Annotated in this window: 26 protein-coding genes; 11 read left to right on the forward strand and 15 right to left on the reverse strand. The window is 69.4% G+C overall.

Translation table 11 applies throughout. From position 1 onward, the window contains the following. Positions 1-76: 76 nt before the first annotated feature. From ACT53R_RS11665 to ACT53R_RS11695, 7 genes are all read right to left on the reverse strand, one after another. On the reverse strand, positions 77-1,357 hold the full coding sequence (locus ACT53R_RS11665; protein ID WP_476172048.1) for a M12 family metallo-peptidase: 1,281 nt from the start codon (positions 1,355-1,357) through the stop codon (positions 77-79). 224 nt (positions 1,358-1,581) lie between these two features. After that, entirely contained in the window at positions 1,582-2,229 is a 648-nt protein-coding gene (locus ACT53R_RS11670) for a hypothetical protein (protein ID WP_476172049.1), read from the reverse strand. Between the two features lie 77 nt (positions 2,230-2,306). Further along, positions 2,307-2,597, reverse strand: coding sequence for a CD225/dispanin family protein (locus ACT53R_RS11675; protein ID WP_476172050.1), 291 nt, complete (start codon positions 2,595-2,597; stop codon positions 2,307-2,309). Positions 2,598-2,631: 34 nt separating this feature from the next. Then, a complete protein-coding gene (locus ACT53R_RS11680) occupies positions 2,632-3,045 on the reverse strand; it encodes a DUF2752 domain-containing protein (protein WP_476172051.1) in 414 nt (137 codons plus the stop codon). Between the two features lie 7 nt (positions 3,046-3,052). After that, positions 3,053-3,370, reverse strand: coding sequence for a CD225/dispanin family protein (locus tag ACT53R_RS11685; protein WP_476172052.1), 318 nt, complete (start codon positions 3,368-3,370; stop codon positions 3,053-3,055). Positions 3,371-3,503: 133 nt separating this feature from the next. Further along, positions 3,504-5,429: an MFS transporter gene (locus ACT53R_RS11690; RefSeq protein ID WP_476172053.1), complete on the reverse strand. Its 1,926-nt coding sequence runs from the start codon at positions 5,427-5,429 to the stop codon at positions 3,504-3,506. A 67-nt stretch (positions 5,430-5,496) separates the two neighbouring features. Then, positions 5,497-7,623, reverse strand: coding sequence for a hypothetical protein (locus tag ACT53R_RS11695; RefSeq protein ID WP_476172054.1), 2,127 nt, complete (start codon positions 7,621-7,623; stop codon positions 5,497-5,499). 106 nt (positions 7,624-7,729) lie between these two features. On the opposite strand from ACT53R_RS11695, the gene ACT53R_RS11700 reads away from it, so the two are divergent. Further along, on the forward strand, positions 7,730-8,122 hold the full coding sequence (locus ACT53R_RS11700; RefSeq protein ID WP_476172055.1) for a helix-turn-helix domain-containing protein: 393 nt from the start codon (positions 7,730-7,732) through the stop codon (positions 8,120-8,122). 131 nt (positions 8,123-8,253) lie between these two features. After that, positions 8,254-8,655: a helix-turn-helix domain-containing protein gene (locus ACT53R_RS11705; protein ID WP_476172056.1), complete on the forward strand. Its 402-nt coding sequence runs from the start codon at positions 8,254-8,256 to the stop codon at positions 8,653-8,655. A gap of 447 nt (positions 8,656-9,102) precedes the next feature. On the opposite strand, the gene purD is transcribed toward ACT53R_RS11705, so the two are convergent. From purD to prmA, 7 genes are all read right to left on the reverse strand, one after another. Next, the gene (purD, locus tag ACT53R_RS11710; protein WP_476172057.1) at positions 9,103-10,392 is read right to left on the reverse strand and encodes a phosphoribosylamine--glycine ligase; all 1,290 of its coding nucleotides are present in this window, start codon (positions 10,390-10,392) and stop codon (positions 9,103-9,105) included. A gap of 13 nt (positions 10,393-10,405) precedes the next feature. Continuing rightward, positions 10,406-10,549, reverse strand: coding sequence for a hypothetical protein (locus ACT53R_RS11715; protein ID WP_476172058.1), 144 nt, complete (start codon positions 10,547-10,549; stop codon positions 10,406-10,408). A gap of 214 nt (positions 10,550-10,763) precedes the next feature. After that, complete coding sequence (locus ACT53R_RS11720) at positions 10,764-11,588, reverse strand: hypothetical protein (protein WP_476172059.1); 825 nt, start codon at positions 11,586-11,588, stop codon at positions 10,764-10,766. A gap of 50 nt (positions 11,589-11,638) precedes the next feature. Then, on the reverse strand, positions 11,639-13,228 hold the full coding sequence (gene purH / locus ACT53R_RS11725) for a bifunctional phosphoribosylaminoimidazolecarboxamide formyltransferase/IMP cyclohydrolase (RefSeq protein WP_476172060.1): 1,590 nt from the start codon (positions 13,226-13,228) through the stop codon (positions 11,639-11,641). A gap of 77 nt (positions 13,229-13,305) precedes the next feature. Then, complete coding sequence (fis, locus tag ACT53R_RS11730; RefSeq protein ID WP_476172061.1) at positions 13,306-13,575, reverse strand: DNA-binding transcriptional regulator Fis; 270 nt, start codon at positions 13,573-13,575, stop codon at positions 13,306-13,308. Between the two features lie 337 nt (positions 13,576-13,912). Beyond that, on the reverse strand, positions 13,913-14,743 hold the full coding sequence (locus ACT53R_RS11735; RefSeq protein WP_476172062.1) for a DUF3426 domain-containing protein: 831 nt from the start codon (positions 14,741-14,743) through the stop codon (positions 13,913-13,915). A 28-nt stretch (positions 14,744-14,771) separates the two neighbouring features. Next, entirely contained in the window at positions 14,772-15,698 is a 927-nt protein-coding gene (prmA, locus tag ACT53R_RS11740; RefSeq protein ID WP_476172063.1) for a 50S ribosomal protein L11 methyltransferase, read from the reverse strand. A gap of 126 nt (positions 15,699-15,824) precedes the next feature. Between prmA and ACT53R_RS11745 the strand changes: the two genes are divergently transcribed. The 6 genes from ACT53R_RS11745 to ACT53R_RS11770 all read left to right on the forward strand — a co-directional run bounded on the left by ACT53R_RS11745 (position 15,825) and on the right by ACT53R_RS11770 (position 21,042). Beyond that, positions 15,825-17,378: a metallopeptidase domain-containing protein gene (locus ACT53R_RS11745; protein ID WP_476172064.1), complete on the forward strand. Its 1,554-nt coding sequence runs from the start codon at positions 15,825-15,827 to the stop codon at positions 17,376-17,378. 84 nt (positions 17,379-17,462) lie between these two features. Then, complete coding sequence (locus ACT53R_RS11750) at positions 17,463-18,047, forward strand: anthranilate synthase component II (RefSeq protein ID WP_476172065.1); 585 nt, start codon at positions 17,463-17,465, stop codon at positions 18,045-18,047. A 37-nt stretch (positions 18,048-18,084) separates the two neighbouring features. Then, entirely contained in the window at positions 18,085-19,119 is a 1,035-nt protein-coding gene (trpD, locus tag ACT53R_RS11755; protein ID WP_476172066.1) for an anthranilate phosphoribosyltransferase, read from the forward strand. An 8-nt stretch (positions 19,120-19,127) separates the two neighbouring features. After that, positions 19,128-19,478, forward strand: a complete 351-nt coding sequence (locus ACT53R_RS11760; protein ID WP_476172067.1) for an antibiotic biosynthesis monooxygenase family protein — start codon at positions 19,128-19,130, stop codon at positions 19,476-19,478. Next, positions 19,475-20,323, forward strand: coding sequence for an indole-3-glycerol phosphate synthase TrpC (gene trpC / locus ACT53R_RS11765; RefSeq protein WP_476172068.1), 849 nt, complete (start codon positions 19,475-19,477; stop codon positions 20,321-20,323). The genes ACT53R_RS11760 and trpC overlap by 4 nt, the downstream gene beginning before the upstream one ends. After that, entirely contained in the window at positions 20,320-21,042 is a 723-nt protein-coding gene (locus tag ACT53R_RS11770; RefSeq protein WP_476172069.1) for a haloacid dehalogenase-like hydrolase, read from the forward strand. Before trpC ends, ACT53R_RS11770 begins: the two co-directional genes overlap by 4 nt. A gap of 200 nt (positions 21,043-21,242) precedes the next feature. On the opposite strand, the gene ACT53R_RS11775 is transcribed toward ACT53R_RS11770, so the two are convergent. Next, positions 21,243-21,686, reverse strand: coding sequence for a hypothetical protein (locus ACT53R_RS11775; RefSeq protein WP_476172070.1), 444 nt, complete (start codon positions 21,684-21,686; stop codon positions 21,243-21,245). A 467-nt stretch (positions 21,687-22,153) separates the two neighbouring features. Between ACT53R_RS11775 and mgtE the strand changes: the two genes are divergently transcribed. The 3 genes from mgtE to ACT53R_RS11790 all read left to right on the forward strand — a co-directional run bounded on the left by mgtE (position 22,154) and on the right by ACT53R_RS11790 (position 25,526). Next, positions 22,154-23,515 (forward strand): magnesium transporter, encoded by a 1,362-nt coding sequence (gene mgtE, locus ACT53R_RS11780; RefSeq protein WP_476172071.1) that lies wholly within the window; start codon positions 22,154-22,156, stop codon positions 23,513-23,515. Between the two features lie 3 nt (positions 23,516-23,518). Continuing rightward, positions 23,519-23,971: a Cif family virulence factor gene (locus ACT53R_RS11785; RefSeq protein ID WP_476172072.1), complete on the forward strand. Its 453-nt coding sequence runs from the start codon at positions 23,519-23,521 to the stop codon at positions 23,969-23,971. Between the two features lie 109 nt (positions 23,972-24,080). Further along, entirely contained in the window at positions 24,081-25,526 is a 1,446-nt protein-coding gene (locus ACT53R_RS11790) for an alpha-amylase family glycosyl hydrolase (protein WP_476172073.1), read from the forward strand. Positions 25,527-25,531 lie beyond the last annotated feature (5 nt).

Below are 25,531 nucleotides of genomic sequence, written 5' to 3' on the forward strand. Positions count from 1 at the left end.
CCAGCGCGTGCGCGGCGCCTCGAACGAAAACGGGGCCCGGAGGCCCCGTTTCCTGTTGCGGGTGGTGCGTTCCGACTCAGCGGAAGGCCGCCACCGTGGCGGCCGTGTTGTTCAGCACACGCTGGTTGTGGCTGACCGTGGTCGTGCCCATGGCCTGACCGCCGTAGGTCTTGGCGGGGTTGGACCAGTAGTTGATGCGCGTGCAGCTGACCGGGCAGTCGTAGGCCATGATCGTGCGCCAGGCGTTCGTCGGCGAACGGTAGCCGTGGCCGTAGGCGTACGGCGTGGTGGTCGGGTCGGTGGCGGGATCGTGGCGCGCCGACTGCAGGTGGCCGATCTCGTGCCCGAACGAGAAGTAGCCGGTCGCGCAGCTGTAGTGCACGGCCGCGAACGCGGTGGTGGCGGTGGAACCGATGCCCGACGCCAGGCCGCAGGCGGAGCTGTTGTTGATGATCAGCACGCCCACGTCCGCGGCGCTGCTGTTGCGGGTGGTGTGGATCGAGTCCATGTAGCCGTCGGCGGTGCCGCGGAACCGCGACAGGTCGGTGCTGAAGCTGCCCGATTCGGTGTGCGTGGTCGCCACCGTCGCCGCGAGCTGCATCGTGATGGCCACGCCGCTGTTGACGTAGCCCTGGTTGGTCTCGGCCACGGCGAGGGTGATCTTGCCGACGATGTCGCCGCTGGCGGCGGCGGCCGACGGCGTGTAGGCCACCAGCACGCGGATGATGGCGTTGGCCTTCGCGATCGAACCGTCAGCGCCGGAGGCGGCGATCTGGCGGCGCAGCAGGCGGCCGCTGTACTGCGAGTCGCGGTAGATCTTCGCGTAGGCGGCGGCCGGATGATCCGCCGGCATCTTCGACTCGTCGATGCGGACCAGCGCGTGGCCGCCGGAACGCAGCGGCTGCAGCGAGTACAGTTCGCCGTTCTTGCGGATCGTGCCGGTGAGCTTGTCGCCGTTGCGGACGATCATCACCGAGTTGTTCGGATCGTTGGCGATCTCGCCGGTGGCCTTGGTCGCGATCGCGCCGATGCCGCCGAAGTCGTGGCCGATCGTGCCGTACCACACCTGGGTGCCGTCCGGATTGCGGTAGCCGTTCTGCAGATACACGGTGCCGGCATCGCCGAGGCCCAGCTGCAGCGTGCTGCGCTTGGCGTCGATCTGGCTGGCATCGGCCTGCACGAGCTGCACCGAGACCGTGGCGCGATCGGTGACCAACGCGCGGTAGCTGGCGTCGGCCACGAGCCCGGCCGGGGCGGCCTTGAGCGAGGTGAACAGCGGCGCGGCCTGGGCGCCGAACGTGGTGGCAGCGAAGACCGTCATCGCGCCGAGCGCGATCGTGAGCGTGGAACGCTTCATGAGCAACCTCTCCTTGGTAATGCCCCGATGACCGCGACGTCCGGGCGGCTTGCGGCATCGGGATCTTGGGATGTGTGGAAACGCCCGGACGATGTGCCGTCGGCATCGTGGCCATGTCGCGACCCCACACGCAAGCTGCGCCGCGACATGCGCCTGCGTATGTCGTTAACGCCGTCTCGGTGCGGCTGCGGACAGGGCGCGGCCCGTCGACCGGGCCGCCGGGTTCAGAGCACGATCCACCAGCACTCGAGGTACCGGCGCAGGCCGAACACGGTCCGCGACGGCGTGCTGCCGTTCTTCAGCGTCTGCTCCAGCCGCAGGCCGGTGGCGACGGCGCGGCGGGGCGCCGGCGGGGCCGCATCGCCCGCGGGGGCATCGGCGCGGGCTTCGGGCAGGGCAGGGGGCCGCGATGGCGTACTGTCGGTCGGGGCGTCCGGCGCGGGGGCGGGCGGCAGCGCGCGCAGCACCGCGATGTCGATCAGCGGGCGATCCACGATCGCCTGCAACTGGGCGAGGATGCGGTCGCCGCTTTCGGCGTTCTGGCCGACCCAGTGGTAGACCGACGCCAGGCCATTGACGTCGTGGGCGTCGACGGCGGCGGTGATCGCCGCGGTCAATGCCGGCAGCGTGCGCGCGCAGCCGCTGCGGTACGGGCCCGCGCCGGCGGGGGCGGGCACGCCGCGCACCACGCGCGCGGTCGCGCCGAGGCTGTCGCAGGGGCGGTCGGTGTAGATGGTGTCGCCTGCCGGGCCTTCGCAGCGGTTGAGTCGCGTCTCCTGCGCCTGCACCGGGGGCGTCCAGGCCGGGGCCGACAGTCCGGCGACGAAGACGAGCGCTGCGGGAAAGGCGAGACGATGGGCGAGGGACGGCATCGCCGGAGTGTGGCAGTCGTCCGATGAACGGAACGCCGGGGCCATGGTCTGGCGTGCGGAACCTGTGCGGGGCGGGCTCAGCGGTCCGCGGACAGTGCGCCCAGCATCGCCAGGCCGCCGAAGAACAGGATCCACAGTGCGACCAGGATGAACACCGACGCGGCCGAGGCGATGGCCCAGAAGCGCGCCTTCTCCGACGCGGTCCGCGCCCCTTCGATGTCGCCCGCCGCGCGCCGGCCGTCGACCTGCGCCGCGTAGACGATCGACACGATCCCCAACGGCAGGCAGCAGAACAGCGTGGTCAGGATCGCCCACGCCATCTGGTTGGGGATGTATTCGCCGCGAGGCGGAAGGCTGGGCGTGGACATGGCGGTTCTCGTCGGGAATGCGGGTGAAGGCGTCTCAGCCCGGTGCCAGCAGCGTGAACGGCCACCACGGCAGGTTGCGGGCGATCCAGTAGGCCGGCAGCAGGATCATCCACAGCTTCGGCGTCATCACCACCGACATCAGCGGTTGCAGCACCGCCGGGCGCACGCCGCGCTCGTGCAGCAGCATCAGCGGCATCAGCGGCAGCACCAGCATCGCCAGCGGATTCATCGAGAACGCGCGGGCGATGTCGCCATGCACCAGCGCATGCAGCGCGCGGGTCAGGCCGCAGCCGATGCACCAGTAGCCCGTGGCCTCGTGGAAGATGCACTTCGGGAAGAAATTGCCGGCGACGTTGGGGTCGTAGTGCTGCATCACCCAGACGCCGGCGACGGCCGTCACTGCGACGGCCGCCAGCACGACACGGTCGCTGGTCTTCAGTGCCAGCACCGCGGGATCAGCGCACGTTCTGCAGCTGCTGCATCGTTTCCATGTACGACGCCATGCCGCCCATCGCGAACCAGCCGACGTTGATCAGCAGACCGATGCCGGCCAGCACGCTGGCGACGATGCACCAGGTCTTGGCCGAATCCGAAGCCTGACGGGCGCCGGCCAGGTCGCCCTGGTTGAGCAGCGCATTGACCTTGTTGGACTGGACGATGGCGACGATGCCCAGCAGGCCCAGCGGGCAGCACAGGCAGGTGGCCAGCACGGTGGCGATGATCGCCCAGGCCAGATGGTTCGGAACGCTGCCGGGGGCGGCGGTGGTGTTCATGGGGGACTCCTCGGAGGACTGGGGATGGGCGCCGCCCGTTTCCCCGCGGCGGTCGCCGCGTACGGCTTGGTGCATTGTGCCGATTCCACCGCGGGGCGCAATCGGCGCTGGGCGACGGTACGCCCCGGCGGCGTCAGGCGGCGTCGCCGCGCAGCGCGCGCACCCGGGCTTCCAGCATCGCCGCGCCGGCCTCGCGGCCGTCGACCGGTTCGCCGGCCATCACCTCGACGTGTGCACGGAAGCGGCGCGGCACGCGCATGCGCGCCATGCGGCCGTCGCGCTTGCTCCACATGCTGGTCCACATGTTCTTCAGCGCCATCGGCACCACCGGCACCGGGCGTCGCGCCAGCACCTTCTCCACGCCGGCCTTGAACGGCGCGATGCCGCCGTCGCGGGTCAGCGCGCCCTCGGGGAAGATGCCCACCAGCTGGCCGTCGGCCAGTGCGGCGTCGATCTCCTCGAACGCGCGCCGCATCAGCTCCGGGTCCTCCTTCGCGCCGGCGATCGGGATCGCCTTCGCAGTGCGGAAGATCCAGCGCATCACCGGGATGTTGAAGATCTTGTAGTACATGACGAAGCGGATCGGCCGCGGGATGCTGGCCGACAGCACCAGCGCGTCCATGTAGGTCACGTGGTTGCACACGATCAGTGCCGGGCCCTCGTCGGGGATGTGCTGCTCGATGCCGTGCAGCCGCAGCCGGTACAGCGTGCGCACCAGCACCCAACTGAGGAAGCGCATGAAGAACTCGGGCACGATCGTGAAGATCCACAGCGCCACCAGCGTGTTGGCGATCGCCAGTCCCAGGAAGACTTGAGGAATGCTCAGCCCCGGCATCGGCACCGTCGTGCCGCCGATGGTGAGCGACTTCATCTGCAGCGCCACGCCCGTGCCCGCGGCCAGCACGATGAAGATCGCGTTCTGGATGTTGACGCCGGCGATCACCCGCGACAGCTCGCTGCGCGGCGTGCGGCTCTGGATCAGCGCGAACAGCGGCACCACGAACAGGCCCGTGAACAGGCCCACGCCGGTGAGGTCCATCGCGATCCGCCAACTGCCCGGCTGGCGCAGGAATTCGGCGACGCCGAGGTCCGTCACCGGCGACAGCCCGCTGCGCGCGAAGTACAGGTCGAACAGGAACGCGCTCATGCCGAACGCGCCCAGCGGCACCAGGCCGATCTCGACCACGCGGCCCGACAGCCGTTCGCACAGCACCGAGCCCACGCCGGTGCCGATCGAGAACAGCGCCAACGCGAAGATGTACAGCGACTGGTGGTTGCCGCCGCCGAGGTGCAGTTCGGCGTAGGCCGGCAGCTGCGACGTCAGCACCGTGCCCACGAACCAGAACCACGACACGCCCAGCACCGAGTTGCGCACCGCCAGCTGCTTGCGGGTGAGCGCGAGCATCCGCAGCGATTCGGGGATCGGGTTCCACTGGATCTTCAGGTCCGGCGCGCCGGCATCGCACGGCGGCACCGCGCGGCTGGCGAAATAGGCCGCGAACGCGATCAGCAGCACCGCCGTGGCCGCGACCTGCGGGCCGTGGGTGTCGGCGAGCTGGAAGATCAGCCCGCCCACGATCATGCCGACCAGGATCGACAGCGACGTGCCCATCTCGACCAGGCCGTTGCCGCCGGTCAGTTCCTCGGGTTTGAGTACCGAGGGCAGGATCGAGTACTTCACCGGCCCGAACAGCGTGGAATGCACGCCGAGGAAGAACAGCGCCACCAGCAGCAGCGGCAGGCTCTTGAGCAGGAAGCCCACCGCCGCGACCGCCATCACCGCGATGCCCATGACCGTGGTGATGCGGATCAGCCGCGATTTCTCCAGCTTCTCCGCGATCTGCCCGGCGATGGCCGAGAACAGGAAGAACGGCAGGATGAACAGCGCCGGCGCGAGGTTGGCGTAGAGCGTCTTCTCCTCGGTGCTCACGCCCAGCCAGATCAGCAGGCCGATGATGCCCTGGCGGTAGACGTTGTCGAGGAACGCGCCCAGCGACTGCACCGAGAAGAACGGCAGGAAACGGCGCTGCCGCAGCAGGTCGAACTGATGGTGGGCCATGCGCGCTCCGCGGGGCCGGCCGCAGCCGGCGAGGTCGGGCGAGCCTAGCAGAGATGCGCGACGGGGTTCAGGGGGCCGGCGCGGGTATCGCGCTGCGGGCCGGCACCGGCATCGACGGTGTACCGGCGGTGTCCGCCAGCGTCGCCAGCAGGTCGGACAGCCGGCCGCCGCTGCGTTTCCACGACCAGAACAGCGGCGCCGGCACCACCGCACGCCGCCAGCGGCGTGTGTCGCGACGCATCGGCGGCAGGGCGTCGACGTGGCGCAGCCAGCGCGCCAGCGCCCGTTCCGCCGCCGTCGGCGTCAGCGGGGCGGCCGGGCAGAACGGCAGGAAGGTCACGAGGTACACGTGCGTCGCCGTGCGCACCAGCGCATCCGGCCAGCCGCCCGCGGCGAGCGTGCGCGCCAGCAGCGCCTCGTGCGCATGCACCGCGTGGCGACGCGGGTCGATCAGGTCGTGGCGTTCGATCGCCGGGTCGGCCTCGGCGCAGGCCAGGAAGGCCGCGCGCAGGCCGCCGTCGCGGTCGTCGCAGGGCGCGTGGGTGTGCACGGCCTTCGTCACCGGCATCGAACGCCGCGCCCGCAGCAGCCGGAACGGCACGTCGCCGAGGCGTTCCGGCACGGCGTCCGGGCCCGCGTCGCAGTCCGGCGGCAGCGCCGGATCCCGCCCCGCGCCGTCGCGCAGGCCGGCGACGAACAGATCGTCGGTCGATGGCGTGTCCGCCTCGGGCGGCGGCGCGTGGGGCAGGGCGTCGTGATCGCCGCGGCAGCGCGGATCGTCGACGAGCGCCAGCACGTCCATCCGGTGCCGCGGCGGCCGCCCGCGCGCCGCGCGTTCGAGGCTGTCGGCGCGCAGTTCGGCGAAGTCCGGCTCCGGCCACAGCAGCGGTGCGCCCACCGACGGCAGGACGGCGGCGAGCGCCGCGTCGCCCCGCTGCGTCCGCAGCGCCACGACGACGCAGATCCGCGCATCGGCCAGTGTGGCCCGCGGCGGCAGGGTGTCGAACACCGCGCGCACGCCGTCGGCCACGGGGGCGTCGCCGGCGATCGCGAGGGCCTTGTCGGTGAATCCGGCCTCGCGCAGCCGGCATCGGACGGCCCGCCGGACGATCTCCGCATCGCAGAGGATGGCGATCCGAGGTCGCCGCGCGGGATCCAGCGCGACGAAGGCGGCGTCGCGCGCCGCCAGTTCGCGCAGGCCGGCGTCGAGTTGCGCGCGATGCACGCGACCGAGCCGCGGACGCCGGCCGGGATGCCGCGGCGGCGTCTCCGGCAGCGGCGATCCCGACACCGGCACCGCGACCAGCGCCGGCAGCTTGCAGGCGCCGCGGCGGATGGTGCGGGCGGCGTCGATGTCGGTCAGCGGCTCGGGCCCCGCGCACGCGGTCGTGCACAGGTCCACGCGCACGCGCGAGCGGAGGTGGCCCGATGCGCCGCGCGTCTCCGCGACGACGCTCAGCAGCCCGGGCGACGGGGGCGTCTTCGCGGTCGATGCGTCGTGCACCCGCAGCGCCGGATCGCGGCCGCCGAAGGCGCGCGCCAGCCAGTCGAAGAACGCCGCGCGCCGGCCCGGCGGCAGGAACAGCCGCGCATGGCGGCGCAGGCTCGCATCCGCGTCGGCCGACAGCGCCGTGCGCAGGCGCCGCGCGATGCCCGGCGTGGCCGCGGTCAGGACGAGGCGGACGCGTGCGTCGTCCTCGTCCGCGGCGCAGGCCCAGCGCCAGACCACCAGCGCCTGCGCGACCCAGCGCAGCCCGCAGCCCGGCGCCAGCCGCAGCACGTGATGCGCGGCACGCAGCGGTGGCGGTGCGGGTGCCGTCGCCGCCGGGCCGCAGGCGCGATCGCGCAACGTGTCGGCGTCGTCGCTGCGCAGGATCTCGTGCGCCAGCAGCAGATGCACCAGCGCCTGCCGCTGCGCGGTGTTGAAGTTCGCCACGCGCGCGCGACAGACGGCGTCCGCGCACCACCAGCGCAGCAGCTCCGCGCCGGCCGGCGACAGCCGCATGCACGCGCGCGGCGTCGACGGCCGCGTCGACGGCAGTTCCAGTTCGGCGATCAGCGTGCGCGCGGCGTATTCCAGCGTGGCGGCCAGCGGCGGCGATGTTTCGACGGCGGCCGGCGGTACCGGGCAGGCCGTCGCGGAGCAGGGTGTCGCGGACGAGGTTGCGGCCGTGGCGTCGTCGATCGTGCGCATCCGCTTCCCCTCCGTGGTCATGATGGTGGCGCACGCTAACAAAAAGTTTGATAAGGTACAAATCACATCTTTCCACTGCCGGCGTGCACCGGCCCGACGTCGGGTGATGAACAATGAACAGATCGCGTTCAGCGAACGGCTGCGCGCTGCGTTGCAACGGGCGGGGCTCGGAGAGAGCCCCGTCGAACTGGTCCGCCTGCTCGCCCGCTTCGGCGGCGAGCCGGTCTCGCAGCAAGCCGTCTCCGGCTGGTTGAGGGGTCGCGCGATGCCAAGGCAGGCCAATCTGAGGGCACTGGCGAAGATGCTGTCGCTGGAACCGCAGCAATTGCAGTACGGAGACGACGGCAAGCGCGGGCGCGAGGGCCGGGGCGACGGCGGCCTCGATCCCCGCGACCGGCTCGCCATCGAGTCCTACCTGCAGTTGCCGCCGGCCCAGCGCCGGCTGCTGCGCCAGGTCATCGACGAATTCGTCCGGTCCGGCGGCGGGCGCAAGCCCTGATCCCCGGCCGGCGAAACCTCGTGCCCGGGCACCGTCCCGCGCGCAGCGGGCGTTGCTGCGTCAACATATTGTGGATTTGATACACAAGCGCGTTTTTCACACCGGGCGCCGCGCCGGCCTATGGTCGGCGGATGAAAACCGAACAAGACGCCTTCAGCGAACGCCTGCGCGCCGCCCTGCGTCAGGCCGGGATGAGCGAAAGCCCGGCCGAACTGGTGCGCCTGCTCGCCCGGTTCGGCGGCGAACCCGTGTCCCAGCAGGCCATTTCCGGCTGGCTCAACGGCCGCGCCATGCCGCGGCAGGGCAACATGCGCGCGCTGGCCCGGATGCTGTCGATCGAACCGCAGCAACTGCAGTACGGCAACGACAAGCACGTCCGCGAGGCCCGCGGCGAGTGGCGGATGAACCCGCACGACCAGCTGGCCATCGAATCCTTCCTCAAGCTGCCGGCCTCGCAGCGCAAGCTGGTGCGCAGCCTGATCGAGGAACTGTCGAAGCAGCACGCGCCGGCGAAGGCGGCGAAAAAGCGCTGAGCCGCGATTTTCGACCTGCCCCCTCAGCTGTCATCCCGAGCCGCAGGCGAGGGACCTGCTTTATCCCGCAACACCATTCCCCGTCATCCCGGCGAACGCCGGGATCCCGCTTTGAAGGCTCTGCCGTTGTTCCCTTTTTTCGCTCGCTGCCGCGAGCGAGTCACCTTTCTTTGCTTGTGTAAAGAAAGGTGACCCAAAGAAAGCACACCCCGTCGGTCGCGCCCGACGCTGCGCGTCGGGTGCACGGTCTTCGCAGGGTTTTTCGACAGCACGTCCGTGTGCTGGTCGAAAAACGCGCGGCCTCCTGCCGCGCGCCCTTCGGGCCTGATCCGCGAAGCCCGTCGCGACCAGGGGCCCCGGCAGTTCAAGACCAGAACCGGCGCACGAATGTCGTCGGCAAGAATGAAGTCGTCGCGTTGTCCGCAACCCTTACGCGATGCGCCGGCCTCAGCCCCGTTCCCGCGCCACCGCCCGCCAGCCGATGTCGCTGCGGTGGAATTCGCCGTCCCAGCCGATCATCGCCAGCGCGGCATAGGCTTCGCGCTGGGCGTCGGCCACGGTGTCGCCGCGGGCGCAGACGCACAGCACGCGGCCGCCGGCGGTGACGACGCGACCGGCATCATCCAGCGCGGTGCCGGCGTGGAAGACCTTGGCGTGCGCCGGCTGCGGCGCGTCCAGGCCGTGGATGACGTCGCCGGTGCGTGGCGTCTCGGGATAGGGCGACGCGGCCATCACGATGCCCAGCGACGGCTGCGGATACCAGCGCGCCTCGACCTCGTGCAGGCGGCCGTCGATCGCGGCCTCGACCAGATCCAGCAGGTCGCTGTCGAGGCGCAGCATCACCGGCTGCGTTTCCGGATCGCCGAAGCGCACGTTGAATTCGATCACCTTCGGCGCGCCGGCCGCGTCGATCATCAGCCCCGCGTAGAGGAAGCCGGTGAACGGCACGCCGTCGGCGGCCATGCCGCGCACGGTCGGTTCGACCACTTCGCGCATCACGCGCGCATGTACCTCGGGCGTGACCACCGGCGCGGGCGAGTACGCGCCCATGCCGCCGGTGTTGGGGCCGGTGTCGCCGTCGCCCACGCGCTTGTGGTCCTGCGAGGTCGCCATCGGCAGCGCGGTGACGCCGTCGACCATCGAGATGAAGCTCGCCTCTTCGCCGTCGAGGAACTCCTCGATCACCACGCGCGCGCCAGCGGCGCCGAACGCGTTGCCCGACAGCATGTCGCGCACCGCGGCTTCGGCTTCGGCCTGCGTCATCGCCACGATCACGCCCTTGCCCGCGGCGAGGCCGTCGGCCTTCACGACGATCGGTGCACCTTTCTCCCGAATGTAGGCGAGTGCGGCGTCGACGTCGGTGTGCACGGCGTAGTACGCGGTCGGGATGCCGTGGCGCGCAAGGAAATCCTTCGCGAACGCCTTGCTGCCTTCGAGCTGCGCCGCTGCGGCGGTCGGCCCGAACACGCGCAGGCCTTCGGCGCGGAAGCGGTCGACCACGCCCGCGACCAGCGGCGCCTCGGGCCCGACCACCGTCACCGCCACGCCTTCGGCGCGCACCAGCGCGACGAGGCCGTCGAGGTCCGTCGCTTTCACCGCGACGTTGCGGCACTTCGCCTCCGTCGCCGTGCCGGCGTTGCCCGGCGCGACCAGGACTTCGTCCACCCGCGGCGACTGCGCGAGCTTCCAGGCGAGGGCGTGTTCACGGCCGCCGGAACCGATGACGAGGAGTTTCATGGGTGTTGTCTTTTCAGTGGAAGTAGATGACGGCGGACAGCGTGCTGATGAGTCCGCCGATGAAGCCGAGCCAGATTTTCAGGCGTTCGTTGCTTTCTGTGGTTTCCGACCGAAAGCCACGCAGATTCGACTTAATCAGTTTTCGGTTCTCGGCCATGCTTGTAGCTTCGGCGAAGTTGGCAACAAGGCTACATGGCGGAGGGTGGTAACGGCGATGGGTGAGTCTGTGGATAAGTAGGGTTTGAATTAAATCTTTGAAGAAAAACAATAAACTTAACTAAGTTGTCTCATGGACTGAGACGAGTTCCGGTTGGTGGCGCGGCTTGTCGTGCTTTCGCTCTTTTTTCCCGAACAAAAGTTGCTCTAGTCGATCACCCGTCCTGATCACACCCGTCCCGCACCAGCACGCGCGGCGCGACGCGATAGCGGGTGCCGTCGAACGTCGTCGGGATGCTGCGCTTGACCTTGCGGCCCCCGCGTTCGCCGGTCACGTCGATGCTGAGTGCGTAGAAGCCGCGATCGGCCTTCGCCGGGTCGACCCGCAAGGTGCAGTCGAGCGACACCGAGCGCGCGCGGCAGCCGCGGTCGCCGTCGGGATCGCAGTCGCCGCTGTTGTCGAGGTGCGTCGCGAACGACAGGCGTTCGACGAAGCGGTCGCTGTCGGCCTGGTGCAACGACATGCTTTCCGTCGTCCAGCCCATGTTGGAGAACGCGCTGGACAGCGCGAACGCGGTGCGGCCGCTGCCGATCTCGATCAGTGTGACGTCGCCGGGCGAGCCCCAGCCGCCGGTCTGCAAGCCGCGTTCGCGCGCGCCGATGCGCGCCTGCGTCTGCCCGCCGCGCGGGTCGAGCAACTGGAACAGGTCGACCTCGCCCGCCTGCGCGTGGCCGGCGTCCTCGAAGCTGCCGCACACGGCGACGAGTCGCGGGCCATGCGTCTGTGCGCCCGAATCCGCGCACACCGTGCGCACCGACGGCGACGGCTCGTCGTTGGCGCGATGCGCATCCTTCGCGCGCCATTCGCTCTTCAGCGACACCGCTTCGCCGGGGTAGGCCGTGCGCAGCAGGCGCAGGACTTCGGCGTCGCTGACGATGCCCGGTGCCTGGGTGATCGCGGGGCGCGGCGGTGGCACCGGCGTGGCGGCGAACGCGGCCGTGCTGCCGAGGGCGAGGAGGAACGCGGCGCGTCGCTGCATGGGAATCTCCGGGGATCATGGACCGGCGCCGTGGCGGCACCGGGCGTGGCTCAGTGCCTGAAATGGCGCACGCCGGTGAACACCATGGCGAGGCCGTGTTCGTCCGCGGCGTCGATCACTTCCTGGTCGCGCATCGAGCCGCCGGGCTGGATGACGGCGGCGATGCCGGCCTGCGCCGCGGCGTCGATGCCGTCGCGGAACGGGAAGAACGCGTCGCTGGCCATCACCGAGCCGGGGACGACGAGACCGGCGTCGTCGGCCTTGATCCCGGCGATGCGCGCGGAATACACGCGGCTCATCTGCCCGGCGCCGACGCCGATCGTGTGCAGGTCCTTCGCGTAGACGATGGCGTTCGATTTCACGAACTTCGCCACCCGCCAGGCGAACAGCAGGTCGGCGAGCTGCGCCTCGGTCGGCGCGCGCTTCGTGACCACCTTCAGTTCGTCCGCCGTCACTTCGCGGATGTCGGCGGTCTGCATCAGCAGGCCGGAGCCGACGCGCTTCACGTCCATGTTGTTGCGGCCGTCGCCGTGCGGAATGCGCAGCACGCGGACGTTGGCCTTCTTCTTCGCGTACGCCAGCGCGTCGTCGGTGTAGTCGGGCGCGATGAGCACCTCGACGAACTGGCGGTCGAGGATGGTCTTCATCGTCGCGCCGTCGACCGGCACGTTGAAGGCGAGGATGCCGCCGAAGGCCGAGGTCGGGTCGGTGGCGTAGGCGTGTTCGTAGGCGTCGAGCGCGCTGGCCGAGACCGACACGCCGCAGGGATTCGCGTGCTTGACGATCACGCACGCCGGCGTCGTCATGCCGAACTGGCGCACGCATTCCCACGCGGCGTCGGCGTCGGCGAGGTTGTTGTAGCTCAGTTCCTTGCCCTGCAACTGGGAGAACGTCGCCAGCGTGCCCGGCACCGGCCACAGGTCGCGGTAGAACGCGGCCTGCTGATGCGGGTTCTCGCCGTAGCGCAGGTCCATCACCTTCACGAAATTGCTGTTCTGCTGCGCGGGGAACAGTGCGAGATCGCCGTCGTCCTGAAGCGCGGACAAATAGTTGCCGATGAAGGCGTCGTACTGCGCCACGCGGTTGAACGCGGCGACCGACAGCGCGAAGCGGGTGCGGCCGGTGACGGCGCCGTCGTGCGCGTCGAGTTCGGCGAGCAGCGCGTCGTACTGCGCCGGATCGGTGACGACGGCAACGCGGGCGTAGTTCTTCGCCGCGGAGCGCAGCATCGCCGGACCGCCGATGTCGATGTTCTCGATGATCTCTTCGATCGTGCTGTCCGGATTGGCGCAGACGCGCTCGAACGGATAGAGGTTGAGCACCAGCAGGTCGATCGCGTCGATGCCGTGTTCGGCCATCACCGCGTCGTCGGTGCCGGCGCGGCCGAGCAGGCCGCCGTGCACCATCGGATGCAGCGTCTTCACGCGGCCGTCCATCATTTCCGGGAAGCCGGTGACGTCGCTGACGTCGCGCACCGGCAAGCCGGCATCGCGGATCGCCTTGGCGGTGCCGCCGGTGGAGACCAGTTCGATGCCGCGGGCGGCGAGGGCACGGGCGAGGTCGATCAGGCCGGTCTTGTCGGACACGGACAGCAGCGCGCGGCGGAGCGTCACCGGGGCGCCGGGGAGATGGCGGGTCATGGGCGGAGAGGTGCGGCGGGGAGGCCGCGATTATACCGGGGCGCCACCCCGGGCCCCGGGGCCGGCCGGCAGGCCGTTCAGGCCAGCCCGTAGTCCTTCAGCTTCTTGCGCAGGGTGCCGCGGTGAATGCCCAGCATCGCCGCGGCGCGGCTCTGGTTGCCGTCGCAGTGGCGCAGCACTTCGGCGAACAGCGGGATCTCGAACTCGCGCAGCGTGACTTCGTACAGGTTCTCGGTGTCCGCGCCGTCGAGATCGCCGAGATAGCGGCGTACCGCCTTCGCGACGTGGTCACGGAGCGTCGGCTGGGGAGCGGGACGATGGGCGGCGTCGAGACGTTCGGCGTTCAAGCACGGTATCCGGAAGAAAGGTGCGCGGCGGCCCCGTCCCTGGCCGGCCCGCTCGCCCGGTGGCGGAGGGGGCGCAGAGTCTAGCGTGGCCGTCCGGGCGCCGCCATGGTGAACACGGCGAAATCGACGCGTGGCGGCAGGGTTTCCCGATGAGTGGTGCACGCGGCGCGCATTGTCCGCGATCGGGACGTTTTCGCGTTCCGGCCGGGGATTCGCGATGTGTCCGTCACGACACGCGATCCACGATCGACGATCGGCGATGTCGATGACGGCGCCCGGGATCACATCGGCATCGTTCCGGAATCGTGTCGCCGGCGGTGCCCGGACGCCCGGTGTTTCAGCGGAAGGCGAAATCGTAGCCGACGATGCCGGATGCCGGTTCCAGGATGTCCATCGCGACGGACGCGCTTTCGCCGCTGCCCAGTGACGGCTGGCTCGGCGGGCCGCCGAGGTATTCCTCGACGCGGAAATTGCGTTCGCCGGCGGCGCGGCCGTTGGCGTCGGTGAGCGTGAGCCGCAGCTGCGGCCACGGCTGCGCCCAGCGCGCGTCGTTGCGGAACGTCGCGGTGACGCGCAGCGCGCCGGGCAGGCGCGGATGTTGGCGGATGTCGCGCTGGACCAGCGTGAACGCGGCCGGTTCGCGCCACGGCGGCAACTCGCAGCGCAGCGCGCCGCACAGCGTTTCCAGCAGCGGCCGCCAGCGCGCGTCGCCGGCGAGGCGCGCGCGATCGGCGAGCAGCAGTTGCAGCGCGAGCGTGCAGCACAGCGCGACGACCGCGACCGGCAGCCAGCGTTCGCGCGGCCCGGTGCTCGCCGCGGGGCCGTGCGCGAAGCTGGGCGTGCGGCGCAGGCCGCGCGGTGGCGTCGCAGGCGCGGGCGCGACGCTTGCGGGCGCAGCCGGCGCGGGGGCGTCGGGCGTGCGCACGAGGATGGCTTCGGCGGCCGGCGCGGCTTCCTCCGCTTCGACGGCAGATGTCGCCGTTTCCGTTGCGATCGGCGTGCGCAGCAGTGCGGCGGCGTCCAGCGGCGGCTGCGCGTCGCCGTCGTCGTCCGGCGCATCGGGATCGCGCCGCAGCAGGCTGTCGCAGTGCGGACAGCGCACCGGGGCGAGATCCGTCACCGGATCGGTCGCCACCAGCGCCTTGCAATAGGGGCAGTTGATGAACATCGCGGCGGTCCGTTCGTGCCTGCGTCCGTCAGGCCGCGGCGCGGCGCACGCCGTCGATGCGTACCCAGTCGCCGTCCTGCGCGACGCGCAGATCGTCGAACCACGCGGCGTAGCGCACCACCAGCGCGTCTTCCTGGCCGACGAGGATGCCCGACAGCGCGATCCGTCCGCCCGGCGCGACCCGCGCCGCGAGCAGCTCGGCCAGCGCGTCGAGCGCGGAGGCGAGGATGTTGGCGACGACGATCGGATACGTCGCGACCGGCGCGTCCTGCGGCAGGTGCACCGCGAGGCGGTCGTCGACGCCGTTGCGCTCGGCATTGTCGGCGGTGGCGAGGATGGCCTGCGGATCGTTGTCGACGCCGATCGCCCGGGCCGCGCCCAGTTTCAGCGCTGCGAGCGCGAGGATGCCGCTGCCGCAGCCGAAATCGAGCACCGTGCGCCCCTGCAGCAGGCCGTCGGCCGCCAGCGCGTCCAGCCAGCGCAGGCACAGCGCGGTGGTCGGGTGGGTGCCGGAGCCGAAGGCGAGGCCCGGGTCCAGCCGCACGACGGCGGCGTCGGGCGTGTCGGCGCCTTCGGGCAGGGCATGGTTCCACGGCACGATCCAGGTGCGCGCGCCGAAATGCAGCGGCACGTACTGGTCCATCCATGCCCGCACCCAGTCCTGGTCCTCGACCTTGCGGAACGAGGCGTTCGTCCAGTCGAGTGCGGGATCGAACGATTCCAGCGCGGCCAGCAGCACCAGCGGGTCGGCGTCGGCGTCGAACAGCGCCGACAGCGACACCGCGTCCCAGATCGGCATCTCGCCGACGCCGGGTTCGAGGATCGCGCGCTCGTTCGGGGTTTCGGCTTCGGCGTCCAGCAGCGTGACCGCCAGCGCGCCCACGTCCTCCAGCGCGTGTTCGTAGCGTGGCTGGTCCGCCTCGCGGCAGCGCAGGGTCAGTTCGAGATGGGGCATGGGGGCGGCAGGTCGACGAACGGCGGTTCCCGACAGCTTACCGGACGGCGAACGCGACTTCCGTCGCGGCGTCGTGCGGACCCCCGGTGCTACGATCCCGCCGACCGTCGAACGCGGAGTTCCCCCATGTCCCGCCTGCGCGCTTCTGCCGCGATCGTCCTCGTCCTGCTCGCTTCCGGTCCGGCCTCGGCGGAATCGCGCGGCAACCGCCTCGTCGAGCGCGGGACACGCGCGACGGCCATTGCGGACGCCGCGCCGCTGATCGGCCGGCTGGAGCTGGTCTGGGGCGATGCCGACCCGGTGCGCAAGGCCGCCGGCGCACCGCCGCGGTTCGAGGTCGCGCTGGTCGACGATGCCGGGATGCGCCATCCGTTGGACGCTGTCCAGGCACGGCATGCCGCCGGCGACCTGGCGTCGCTGTTCGGCAAGCGGGTGGCGGTGTCGACCGCGCCGGCCGCGACCAAGGGCGGCGCGCGGGTGATCGACGCGATCGTGCCGGTGGGCGACCTCTCGCCCGCGAAGGCGGTCGAATTCCCCTCGAAGATCACGGGCACCACCGTGTGGGTGACGCTGATGTGCAAGTTCAGCGACATCGCCACCGAACAGAAGACCCGCGACTTCTTCCTCGGCCAGTACGGCACCGCGCCGGGCCAGCTCGGCCATTACTGGCAGGAAGTCTCCTGCGGCCAGATCAACCTGACCGGCAGCGGTGCCTACGGCTGGGCCACGCTGCCGCAGCCGCGCAGCTACTACGTGACCAAGGACGCCAACGGCAAGGACAAGGCCAACCTCGGCCAGTTGTTCACCGACTGCGTGGCCGCGCACGACGCCAACGTCAACTTCGCCGCGAACGGCGGGGTGCAGGGCATCAACATGATGTTCAACGGCGACCTCGACGGCTACGCCTGGGGCGGCGGCCAGTGCGCCGCGCTCGACGGCGTGAGCAAGTGCTGGAGCACCACCTGGAACCCGCCGTGGTCGTTCGGCAACCTCGCGCCGCTGTGCCACGAGATGGGCCACGGCTACGGCCTGCCGCACGCCAACAACTCCGACAAAGACAGCGATCCCTACGACAACCCGTGGGACAACATGAGCGACACCTGGAACAACGGGGTCGCCAACGCCACCTACGGCACGCTGCCCAAGCACATCGGCATGTATTCCCGCGACCGCCTCGGCTGGGTGGTCGCCGCGCGCAAGCGCACGCTGGCGGTCGGCAGCGCGATCCCGTCCGTGGTGATCGACCGCGCCAGCCTGGCAGGCTCGCAGAACGTGCAGATGCTGGTGCTCAACAACCCCGCCGTGCCCTCGCGCTACTACGTCGTGGAGGTGCGCAAGCGCTGGGGCGACTACGAGAACAAGCTGGCCGGCGACGCGGTGATCATCCATGCGGTCGACACCTCGCGCGGCGAACCGGCGTGGAGCGTCGATGCCGACACGCCGCCCGCCAACCGCGCCAACAACGAAGGCAGCATGTTCAAGGTCGGTGAGTCCTGGACCGCGCCGGACTACTCGTTCCGGGTGACGGTGAATGCCGCCACGGCGCAGGGCTTCGATGTCACCGTGCGCCGGCTGCCGCGCCGGACGCCGGTGGGCGATGCCCCGGTGCCGGCGGAGGCACCGTCCCGCCATGCCCCCCGCCTGCGCGACGCGGACCCGGACCCCCGCGACCGGCGCTGAGCCCGCGCGGGCGGGTTGTCGCGGCCCGTCGCGGCCCGCGTCCTGCTACATTGGCACTCCCCCCGACGACGCAGGAATGCTGTCGTGCTGCTGATGATCGACAACTACGACAGTTTCACCTGGAACCTGGTCCAGTACTTCCAGTCGCTGGGCGCCGACGTGAAGGTGGTCCGCAACGACGAGCTGACGGTCGACGAGATCGAGGCGCTGGCGCCGTCTGGCATCGTCATCTCGCCCGGCCCCTGCACGCCGAACGAAGCCGGCGTCTCCGTCGACGTGATCCGCCGCCTCGGCGACCGCATCCCCATCCTCGGCGTGTGCCTCGGCCACCAGAGCATCGGTCAGGCCTACGGCGGCGACGTCATCCGCGCCGGCCGGATCATGCACGGCAAGACCTCGCGCATCCATCACGAAGGCAAGGGCGTGTTCGCCGGCCTGCCCGACGCTTACGAGGCCACGCGCTACCACTCGCTCGTCGTCGACCGCCACACCCTGCCCGAGGCGCTGGAAGTCACCGCCTGGACCGAGAACGACGACGGCAGCGTCGAGGAGATCATGGGCCTGCGCCATCGCGATCATCCGGTCGAAGGCGTGCAGTTCCACCCCGAGTCCATCCTCACCGAGCACGGCCACGCGCTGCTGAAGAACTTCCTCGCGCGCGCCGCCTGAGCGCGGCCCGCGCCGCCTTCCGATCTTCCGAATCCCCATGTCGATCACGCCCCAGCAAGCCCTGCAGCGGACCATCGAGCACCGCGAGATCTTCCACGACGAAATGGTCGACCTGATGCGCCAGATCATGCGCGGCGAAGTCTCGCCGTCGATGGTCTCGGCGATCCTCACCGGCCTGCGCGTGAAGAAGGAGACAGTGGGCGAGATCGCCGCCGCGGCGTCGGTGCTGCGCGAGTTCTCGAACCGCGTCGACGTGCGCGAACGCGACCGGCTGGTCGACATCGTCGGCACCGGCGGCGACGGCGCGCACACGTTCAACATCTCCACCGCCAGCATGTTCGTGGTCGCCGCCGCGGGCGCGAAGGTCGCCAAGCACGGCAACCGCAGCGTGTCGTCGAAGTCCGGCAGTGCCGACGTGCTTGAGGCGCTGGGCGCGAAGATCGAACTCCGGCCCGAGCAGGTCGCCGCCTGCATCGAGACCACCGGCATCGGCTTCATGTTCGCGCCGGTGCACCACCCGGCGATGAAGGTGGTCGCACCGGTGCGTCGCGAGATGGGCGTGCGCACGATCTTCAACATCCTCGGCCCGCTGACCAATCCCGCCGGCGCGCCCAACATCCTGATGGGCGTGTTCCATCCCGACCTCGTCGGCATCCAGGCGCGCGTGCTGCAGGAACTCGGCGCGAAGCGCGCGCTGGTGGTGTGGGGCCGCGACGGCATGGACGAACTCTCGCTCGGCGCCGCGTCGCTGGTCGGCGAACTGCGCGACGGCGTCGTCCGCGAATACGAAGTGCATCCCGAGGACTACGGCATCGCGATGGCGGCCAGCCGCAACCTGCGGGTGGAAAACGCCGAAGAATCCCGGACGATGCTGCTCGAAGCGCTGAACAACCGTCCCGGCCTGCCGCGTGACATCGTCTGCCTCAACGCCGGCGCCGCGCTGTTCGTGGCCGGCGTCGCCGACAGCATCGCGCACGGCATCGAGGCCGCGCGCGCCGCGATCGCCAGCGGCGACGCCCGCGCCAAGCTCGAACACTTCATCGCCACCACGCAGAAGCTGGCCGCGGCCTGAGGCTCGCCATGTCGCAGACCGCGTTCGCGAACACGCCCGAACCGCCGTACTACGCGGTGATGTTCACCTCGCTGCGCAACGATGCCGATGCCGAGGGCTACGCCGAGGCGGCCGATCGCATGGTCGAACTCGCCGCGCAGCAGCCGGGTTACCTCGGCGTGGAATCGGTGCGCGGCGCCGACGGCATCGGCATCACGATCAGCTACTGGCGCAGCGAGCACGACATCCTCGCCTGGAAGCACCAGGCCGAGCACGCGGCGACCCGCAGCCGCGGTCGCAGCGACTGGTACACCCGTTACATCACGCGCGTCGCCAAGGTCGAACGCGCCTACGACTGGTTCGCGAAGACAACGCCATGAGCAACGACGCCACCGCCGCCCCCGCCGACACGCGACGCGCGGACATCCTGCAACGCATCCTCGACCGCAAGGCCGAGGAAGTCGCCGAGCGCAGCGCGCGCGTGCCGCTGGACGCGCTGCGCGCGCGCCTGGCCGACGCGCCGCCCGCACGCGGCTTCGTGGCCGCGATCGCCGCCAAGCGCGACGCCGGCCTGCCCGCGGTCATCGCCGAGGTGAAGAAGGCCAGCCCGTCGAAGGGCGTGATCCGCGAGGATTTCGACCCCGCCGCGATCGCCGCCAGCTACGAAGCCGGCGGTGCCGCCTGCCTGTCGGTGCTGACCGACATCGACTTCTTCCAGGGCGCCGACGCCTACCTGCAGCAGGCCCGCGCCGCGTGCACGCTGCCGATGCTGCGCAAGGACTTCACGATCGATCCGTACCAGGTCGTCGAGGCGCGCGTGCTCGGCGCCGACTGCATCCTGCTGATCGTCTCCGCGCTCGACGACGCGCAGCTCGATGCGCTGTATCGCGAAGCGGTCGGCGTCGGCCTCGACGTGCTGGTCGAAGTGCACGACGCCGAGGAACTCCAGCGCGCGCTGCGACTGCCCCCGCTCCGCGGCCGCCTGCCGCTGATCGGCGTCAACAACCGCAACCTGCGCACGTTCGAGGTGTCGCTGGCGACCACGCTGTCGCTGAAGTACGCCGTGCCCGCGGACCGCATCCTCGTCACCGAGAGCGGCATCGGCACGCGCGACGACGTCGACTGGTTGCTGGCCGCGGGCATCGAAGCCTACCTCGTCGGCGAATCCTTCATGCGCGAGGCCGACCCGGGCGCGGCGCTCAAGCGCCTGTTCTTCCCGGCATGAGCACGCCGACTTACGCGACGCCGGCGGCCGACGCGCCGCTGGTGGTCTTCGACTTCGACCACACGCTGTACGACGGCGATTCCGGCAGCCACCTGTTCAAGTGGCTGATCGAGCGCGACTGGTGGCGCAAGGCACTGGCGTTGCTGATCGCGCCGATCGCCGGGCCGATGGTCGCGTGGATGCCCACGCGCCGCCGCGGCATCTCCGCGTTCGTCTGGGTCGGCACGCTGGGCATGCGCACCGCCGCGGACTTCAACCTCGCCACCGACCGTTACGTCGCCGCGCATGCCGATGCGATCCGCGCGCGGCTGCTGCCGATCGCGCTTGAAGTGCTGCGCCTGCATCGCGAGGCCGGCGACAATGTGGTCGTCGCCACCGGCGCGCCGCCGGAACTGGCCCGCGCGATCCTCGCCTTCGTCGCGCACGAGGATCTGCCGGTCATCGGCACGATCGTCGGCCCGAAGTTCGGTGCGATCGGCGCGCTGCGCCACTGCCACTACCGCATGAAGATGACGATGCTGCGCGAGGCCGGCTTCAATGCGCCCGTTGCCGCCGCATATACCGACAGCAGCGCCGACCTGCCGCTGCTGCAGGCCGCGAAGCAGCCCGTCGTCGTCAATCCGAAACCGCAGCGCGTCGCGATGTTCCGCCGCGTCCTGCCGCCCGGCACCCAGATCCTCAACTGGGGCTGCCCGGGGCGGGGTGGAGATGTGGTGTAGGGCGAACGCGTCGGGAACGAACGTGCCCGTCCGTCGAAGCCGCGACGAAGTCCAGCCGTGCTTTCGAAAGGCGCGCTGCATTCTGGCGCCCTAGCTAGAGACAAGTGAAAGATAGGGGCGTGCTGGGCCGAATAGTGAGAAGCTTTTGTTAGAAATTTACCGAGGGCTGAGCTGACTTTTCGGGTCGTCTTGGGAAGGCTCTAGACGGATTGATCTCGGTAAAGTACTTCTCTCATGAGGCGAACGGATGCGAGCGACTGTTCAAATAGCGAATGGTTTCCATCGTTGAAGTCTTGTTGGACGAGCTCGTCATTCCATGGATCTTTGACATGAATCCATGAGTTCCTAAATTTGCGAAGGTCATGCGCGCGCTGTTTCAGTGCGTCATTCATGTCAGAAATGTTTATCAAATCAATCGAATTGTGTATGTCTGGGTGGTCGCTTCTGAGAAGTGTTTCAATCGCTTGGAATGCTGTTATAACGCAAGCTAGATATGCGCCATTTGCAAAACATAAGTCGCAGTTCCGAATCCACTCTGCAGAAAATTCGGACGCTATGATTCCGCCTTTGAGCATTTCTTCGTCGAGATCGACGATATAAGCCCAGCGAGCTTCGCTGCTTGAAAATAGTTTGGATTTTTTCATATGGCTGTTCTATTTCTTGTTCTTACATCCAGCTAAATCTGGAAATTGTTGATTTTGGATTGAGTCCGCGCGCAAGTTTCGATGCATTTCTGCCTGTATCAGATTTGGCCGAGCCTTTAGCGGAGCTCGCGATGACTACCCTGAGTTTCGGGTGTGGCCTGCATGGCGTCAACGACCGAGGTTTTGATGGTGTCGATCGCGTTGTGGCTTCGAACAGCAGGTCCCTCGCTGCGCTCGGGATGACAGGTGTTCGGGTCGCGACTCACGTCGCTCCTACAGAAGCGATGCGGTTGCGAGGCGCCTTGTGCCTGCGAGAGCGGGAGGCGCGGTGAGGTTCACATTGCGGCCGTGCAGGGGGTGGGCAGGGCCGCGATCAGGGGGGATAATGCGCGCCATGGACAGATAGCCCGTCGCGCCGTCGTGGCCCCGCCTCGAAGGGTGCGCCTTCCGCCTCCGGAACCCTTCGCATGGCCGAGACCATCCGCCACGACAAGACCGCGCGTCAGCTGCGTCTGCTTTCGGACGCGCTCGACAGCGGGCGCCTGGGCCCCGTGCGGCGGCTGGTCAACACGCTGTCGCCGGCCGAGATCGGCAACCTCCTCGAATCCCTGCCGCCGGGCAAGCGCGAAGTCGTCTGGGGCCTCGTCGATCCCGAGGACGACGGCGAGGTGCTGGTCCACGTCGGCGAGGAGGTCCGCGAGGGCCTGATCGCGGAGATGGACCCGGACGAACTGGTCGCCGCGGTCGAGGACCTCGACATCGACGACCTCGCGGACCTGGTCGAGGACCTGCCGGACACGGTGATCGACGAGGTCCTGAAGTCGATGGACCGCGAGAACCGCGAGCGCCTGGAGCAGGTGCTGTCCTACGACGAGGACACCGCGGGCCGCCTGATGAATCCCGACGTGGTGACGGTGCGCGCCGACACCACGGTCGACGTGGTGCTGCGCTACCTGCGCCTGCGCGGCGAGCTGCCCGAGCACACCGACCACCTGTACGTGGTCAGCCGCCGCCACCAGTACCTCGGACGCATCGCGCTGCAGTCGCTGCTGACCCGCGACGCCAACACGCCGGTGAACCAGCTGGTCGACGACGAGCAACCGGCAATCGGCGTGGACGAGACCGCCGACGTCGTGGCGCAGATGTTCTCCGACCACGACTGGATCAGTGCGCCGGTGGTCGACGACAACAACGTGCTGCTCGGCCGCATCACCATCGACGACGTGGTGGACATCATCCGCTACCAGGCCGAGCACCAGGTGATGTCCGCGGCCGGCCTGAACGAAGAGGAAGACCTGTTCTCGCCGGTGCGGCGCGCGTTCCGCCGGCGCATGCTGTGGCTGACGATCAATCTCGCGACGGCGTTCCTCGCCGCGTCGGTGGTCAGCCAGTTCCAGGCCACGATCGCGCACCTCGTCTCGCTGGCGGTGCTGATGCCGATCGTCGCCGGCATGGGCGGCAACGCCGGCACGCAGGTGCTGGCGCTGATGGTGCGCGGTCTCGCGCTCGGGCAGATCGGCGCGACGAACGTCGGCGCGCTGGTGTGGAAGGAAGTGCGCATCGCGATCATCAACGGCGTCGGCATCGGCCTGCTGCTGGCGCTGATCGTGCTGCTGTGGTTCGGTGACTGGAAACTGTCGCTGGTCATCGGCCTCGCGCTGACGATCAATTTCACCGCGGCCGCGCTGGGCGGCGTGTTCGTGCCGGTGACGGTGAAGCGGCTGGGCTTCGATCCCGCGCTCGCCGGTGGCGTGATCCTGACCACCGTGACCGACGTGATGGGCTTCCTGTCCTTCCTCGGCCTCGCGACCTTGATCCTGCTGCACTGAGCCATGCAAGCGAACGATGCCGACGACATGGCCATCGACTCGCTCGTCGCGCGCCTGTACGCCGCCTTCCGCACGCGTGACGGCGCGGTCGCGCCGGTGGACACGCTGCGCACGGTGTTCCTGCCCGAGGCGGTGATCGTGAAGGCGGTCGGGCCGGTGCCGGAGGTGTTCGACGTGACCCGCTTCATCGAAACGCGGCGCGCGATCCTCACCGATGGCGCGCTCGTCGATTTCGACGAATGGGAACTCGATGCTCGCAGCGAACGACACGGCCATGTGGTGCATCGCTGGAGCCTGTATCGCAAGGTCGGCACGAAGGACGGCGTCGCCTTCGATCTGCGCGGTGTCAAGAGCCTGCAATGCGTGTCGACGCCCGACGGCTGGCGCATCGCATCGCTGGTGTGGGACGACGCGCGCAACGGGCTGTCGCTGCCGGAACAGTGGCCCGTATCGTGAGCGCGCCGTGCTGCGATGCATCACGCATGATGCAGGGAGTGCAATCGATTTCGAGTTGACCCCGCGGCGCCGGCTGCGTACACCGGACGCACCTTCCCGGAGCCCGCCCATGCGCCTGACGACCTTCCTCGCGACCGTCTGCGTTGCGTTCGCCGCCATGGTCGGCACCGCTTTCGCTCATTCCACCCCGAGGCCCGACGTGGACGACCGTTCCGCCGAGCAGGACCCGCGCTACCGCCCGCAGCCCTACATCACGCTCAAGAATCCCGAGTGGACGAAGGACGCGGTGCTGTACCAGATCAACACGCGACAGTTCACGCCGGAAGGCACGTTCCGTGCCGCCGAGCGCGAACTGCCGCGGCTGAAGGCGCTGGGCGTCGACATCCTGTGGCTGATGCCGGTGCATCCGATCGGCGAGCAGAACCGCAAGGGCACGCTGGGCAGTCCGTATTCGGTGCGCGACTACTACGGCGTGAATCCCGAGTTCGGCACCAAGGCGGACCTCAAGCATTTCGTCGACGCCGCGCATGCGCAGGGCATGCACGTGATCCTCGACTGGGTCGCGAACCACACCGCGTGGGACAACCCGCTGATGAAGCAGCATCCCGACTGGTACGCGCGCGACTGGAAGGGCGATTTCCATTCGACGCCGTGGTGGGACTGGACCGACATCGTCAACCTCGACTACCGCCATCCGGGCCTGCGCAAGTACATGACCGACGCGATGACCTACTGGGTGCGCGAGATCGGCGTCGACGGTTACCGCTGCGACGTCGCCGGTTTCGTGCCGCTGGATTTCTGGAACAACGTCCGCGCCGAACTCGATGCGATCAAGCCCGTCTTCATGCTCGCCGAGTGGGAGTCGCGCGACCTGCATGCGAAGGCGTTCGACGCGACCTACGCGTGGAGCTGGTACGACGCGATGCTGCACGTCGCGAAGGGGCAGGCCGACGTCGGCACGTTCCGCGTCTACTACTCGTGGAACGAGGCCTACTACCCGCGCGGCGGCATGCGCATGACCTTCCTCAGCAACCACGACAAGAACAGCTGGGAAGGCACCGAGTTCGAGCAGTTCGGCGATGCGTTGCCGGCGGCGATGGTGCTGTCGTTCGTGGCCGACGGCATCCCGATGCTCTACAACGGCCAGGAAGCGGGCAACACGAAGCGACTGGAATTCTTCGAGAAGGATCCGATCGTCTGGCGCACGCATCCCAACGGCGTGCTGTACGCCGATCTCATTCGCCTCAAGAAATCGACCTCGCCGCTGTGGAACGGCCACTGGGGCGCGCTGATGCAGCACGTGCCCAACGACCGTCCGGCGGAGGTGCTGAGCTTCGTGCGCCAGGACGCGCAGGCGAAGGTGTTCGCGGTGTTCAACCTGTCGGCGAAGCCGCAGACGGTACGCTTCGAGCAGACGCTGTTCCATGGCGTTTACACCGAGCATTTCAGCGGCGGATCGGCGACACTCGATGCCTCGACCTCGCTGGAGCTGGCGCCATGGGCCTATCGCGTCTACGTGCAACGCACCGCTTCGTCCGCCGCGGCGTCGCACTGATTGCC

The organism is Lysobacter sp. DMC104, assembly GCF_056313665.1.

Coding starts and splice junctions, on each gene's coding strand:
- ACT53R_RS11670 (WP_476172049.1), bottom strand. CDS start 2,229: ATGCCGTCCCTCGCCCATCGTCTCGCCTTTCCCGCAGCGCTCGTCTTC.
- trpC (WP_476172068.1), top strand. CDS start 19,475: ATGAGCAACGACGCCACCGCCGCCCCCGCCGACACGCGACGCGCGGAC.
- ACT53R_RS11735 (WP_476172062.1), bottom strand. CDS start 14,743: ATGTTCATCAACTGCCCCTATTGCAAGGCGCTGGTGGCGACCGATCCG.
- ACT53R_RS11745 (WP_476172064.1), top strand. CDS start 15,825: ATGTCCCGCCTGCGCGCTTCTGCCGCGATCGTCCTCGTCCTGCTCGCT.
- ACT53R_RS11665 (WP_476172048.1), bottom strand. CDS start 1,357: ATGAAGCGTTCCACGCTCACGATCGCGCTCGGCGCGATGACGGTCTTC.
- mgtE (WP_476172071.1), top strand. CDS start 22,154: ATGGCCGAGACCATCCGCCACGACAAGACCGCGCGTCAGCTGCGTCTG.
- ACT53R_RS11720 (WP_476172059.1), bottom strand. CDS start 11,588: ATGCAGCGACGCGCCGCGTTCCTCCTCGCCCTCGGCAGCACGGCCGCG.
- ACT53R_RS11700 (WP_476172055.1), top strand. CDS start 7,730: ATGAACAATGAACAGATCGCGTTCAGCGAACGGCTGCGCGCTGCGTTG.
- ACT53R_RS11770 (WP_476172069.1), top strand. CDS start 20,320: ATGAGCACGCCGACTTACGCGACGCCGGCGGCCGACGCGCCGCTGGTG.
- ACT53R_RS11675 (WP_476172050.1), bottom strand. CDS start 2,597: ATGTCCACGCCCAGCCTTCCGCCTCGCGGCGAATACATCCCCAACCAG.
- prmA (WP_476172063.1), bottom strand. CDS start 15,698: ATGCCCCATCTCGAACTGACCCTGCGCTGCCGCGAGGCGGACCAGCCA.
- ACT53R_RS11785 (WP_476172072.1), top strand. CDS start 23,519: ATGCAAGCGAACGATGCCGACGACATGGCCATCGACTCGCTCGTCGCG.
- purH (WP_476172060.1), bottom strand. CDS start 13,228: ATGACCCGCCATCTCCCCGGCGCCCCGGTGACGCTCCGCCGCGCGCTG.
- purD (WP_476172057.1), bottom strand. CDS start 10,392: ATGAAACTCCTCGTCATCGGTTCCGGCGGCCGTGAACACGCCCTCGCC.
- ACT53R_RS11775 (WP_476172070.1), bottom strand. CDS start 21,686: ATGAAAAAATCCAAACTATTTTCAAGCAGCGAAGCTCGCTGGGCTTAT.
- ACT53R_RS11790 (WP_476172073.1), top strand. CDS start 24,081: ATGCGCCTGACGACCTTCCTCGCGACCGTCTGCGTTGCGTTCGCCGCC.
- ACT53R_RS11715 (WP_476172058.1), bottom strand. CDS start 10,549: ATGGCCGAGAACCGAAAACTGATTAAGTCGAATCTGCGTGGCTTTCGG.
- ACT53R_RS11690 (WP_476172053.1), bottom strand. CDS start 5,429: ATGGCCCACCATCAGTTCGACCTGCTGCGGCAGCGCCGTTTCCTGCCG.
- ACT53R_RS11760 (WP_476172067.1), top strand. CDS start 19,128: ATGTCGCAGACCGCGTTCGCGAACACGCCCGAACCGCCGTACTACGCG.
- ACT53R_RS11685 (WP_476172052.1), bottom strand. CDS start 3,370: ATGAACACCACCGCCGCCCCCGGCAGCGTTCCGAACCATCTGGCCTGG.
- ACT53R_RS11705 (WP_476172056.1), top strand. CDS start 8,254: ATGAAAACCGAACAAGACGCCTTCAGCGAACGCCTGCGCGCCGCCCTG.
- ACT53R_RS11695 (WP_476172054.1), bottom strand. CDS start 7,623: ATGCGCACGATCGACGACGCCACGGCCGCAACCTCGTCCGCGACACCC.
- trpD (WP_476172066.1), top strand. CDS start 18,085: ATGTCGATCACGCCCCAGCAAGCCCTGCAGCGGACCATCGAGCACCGC.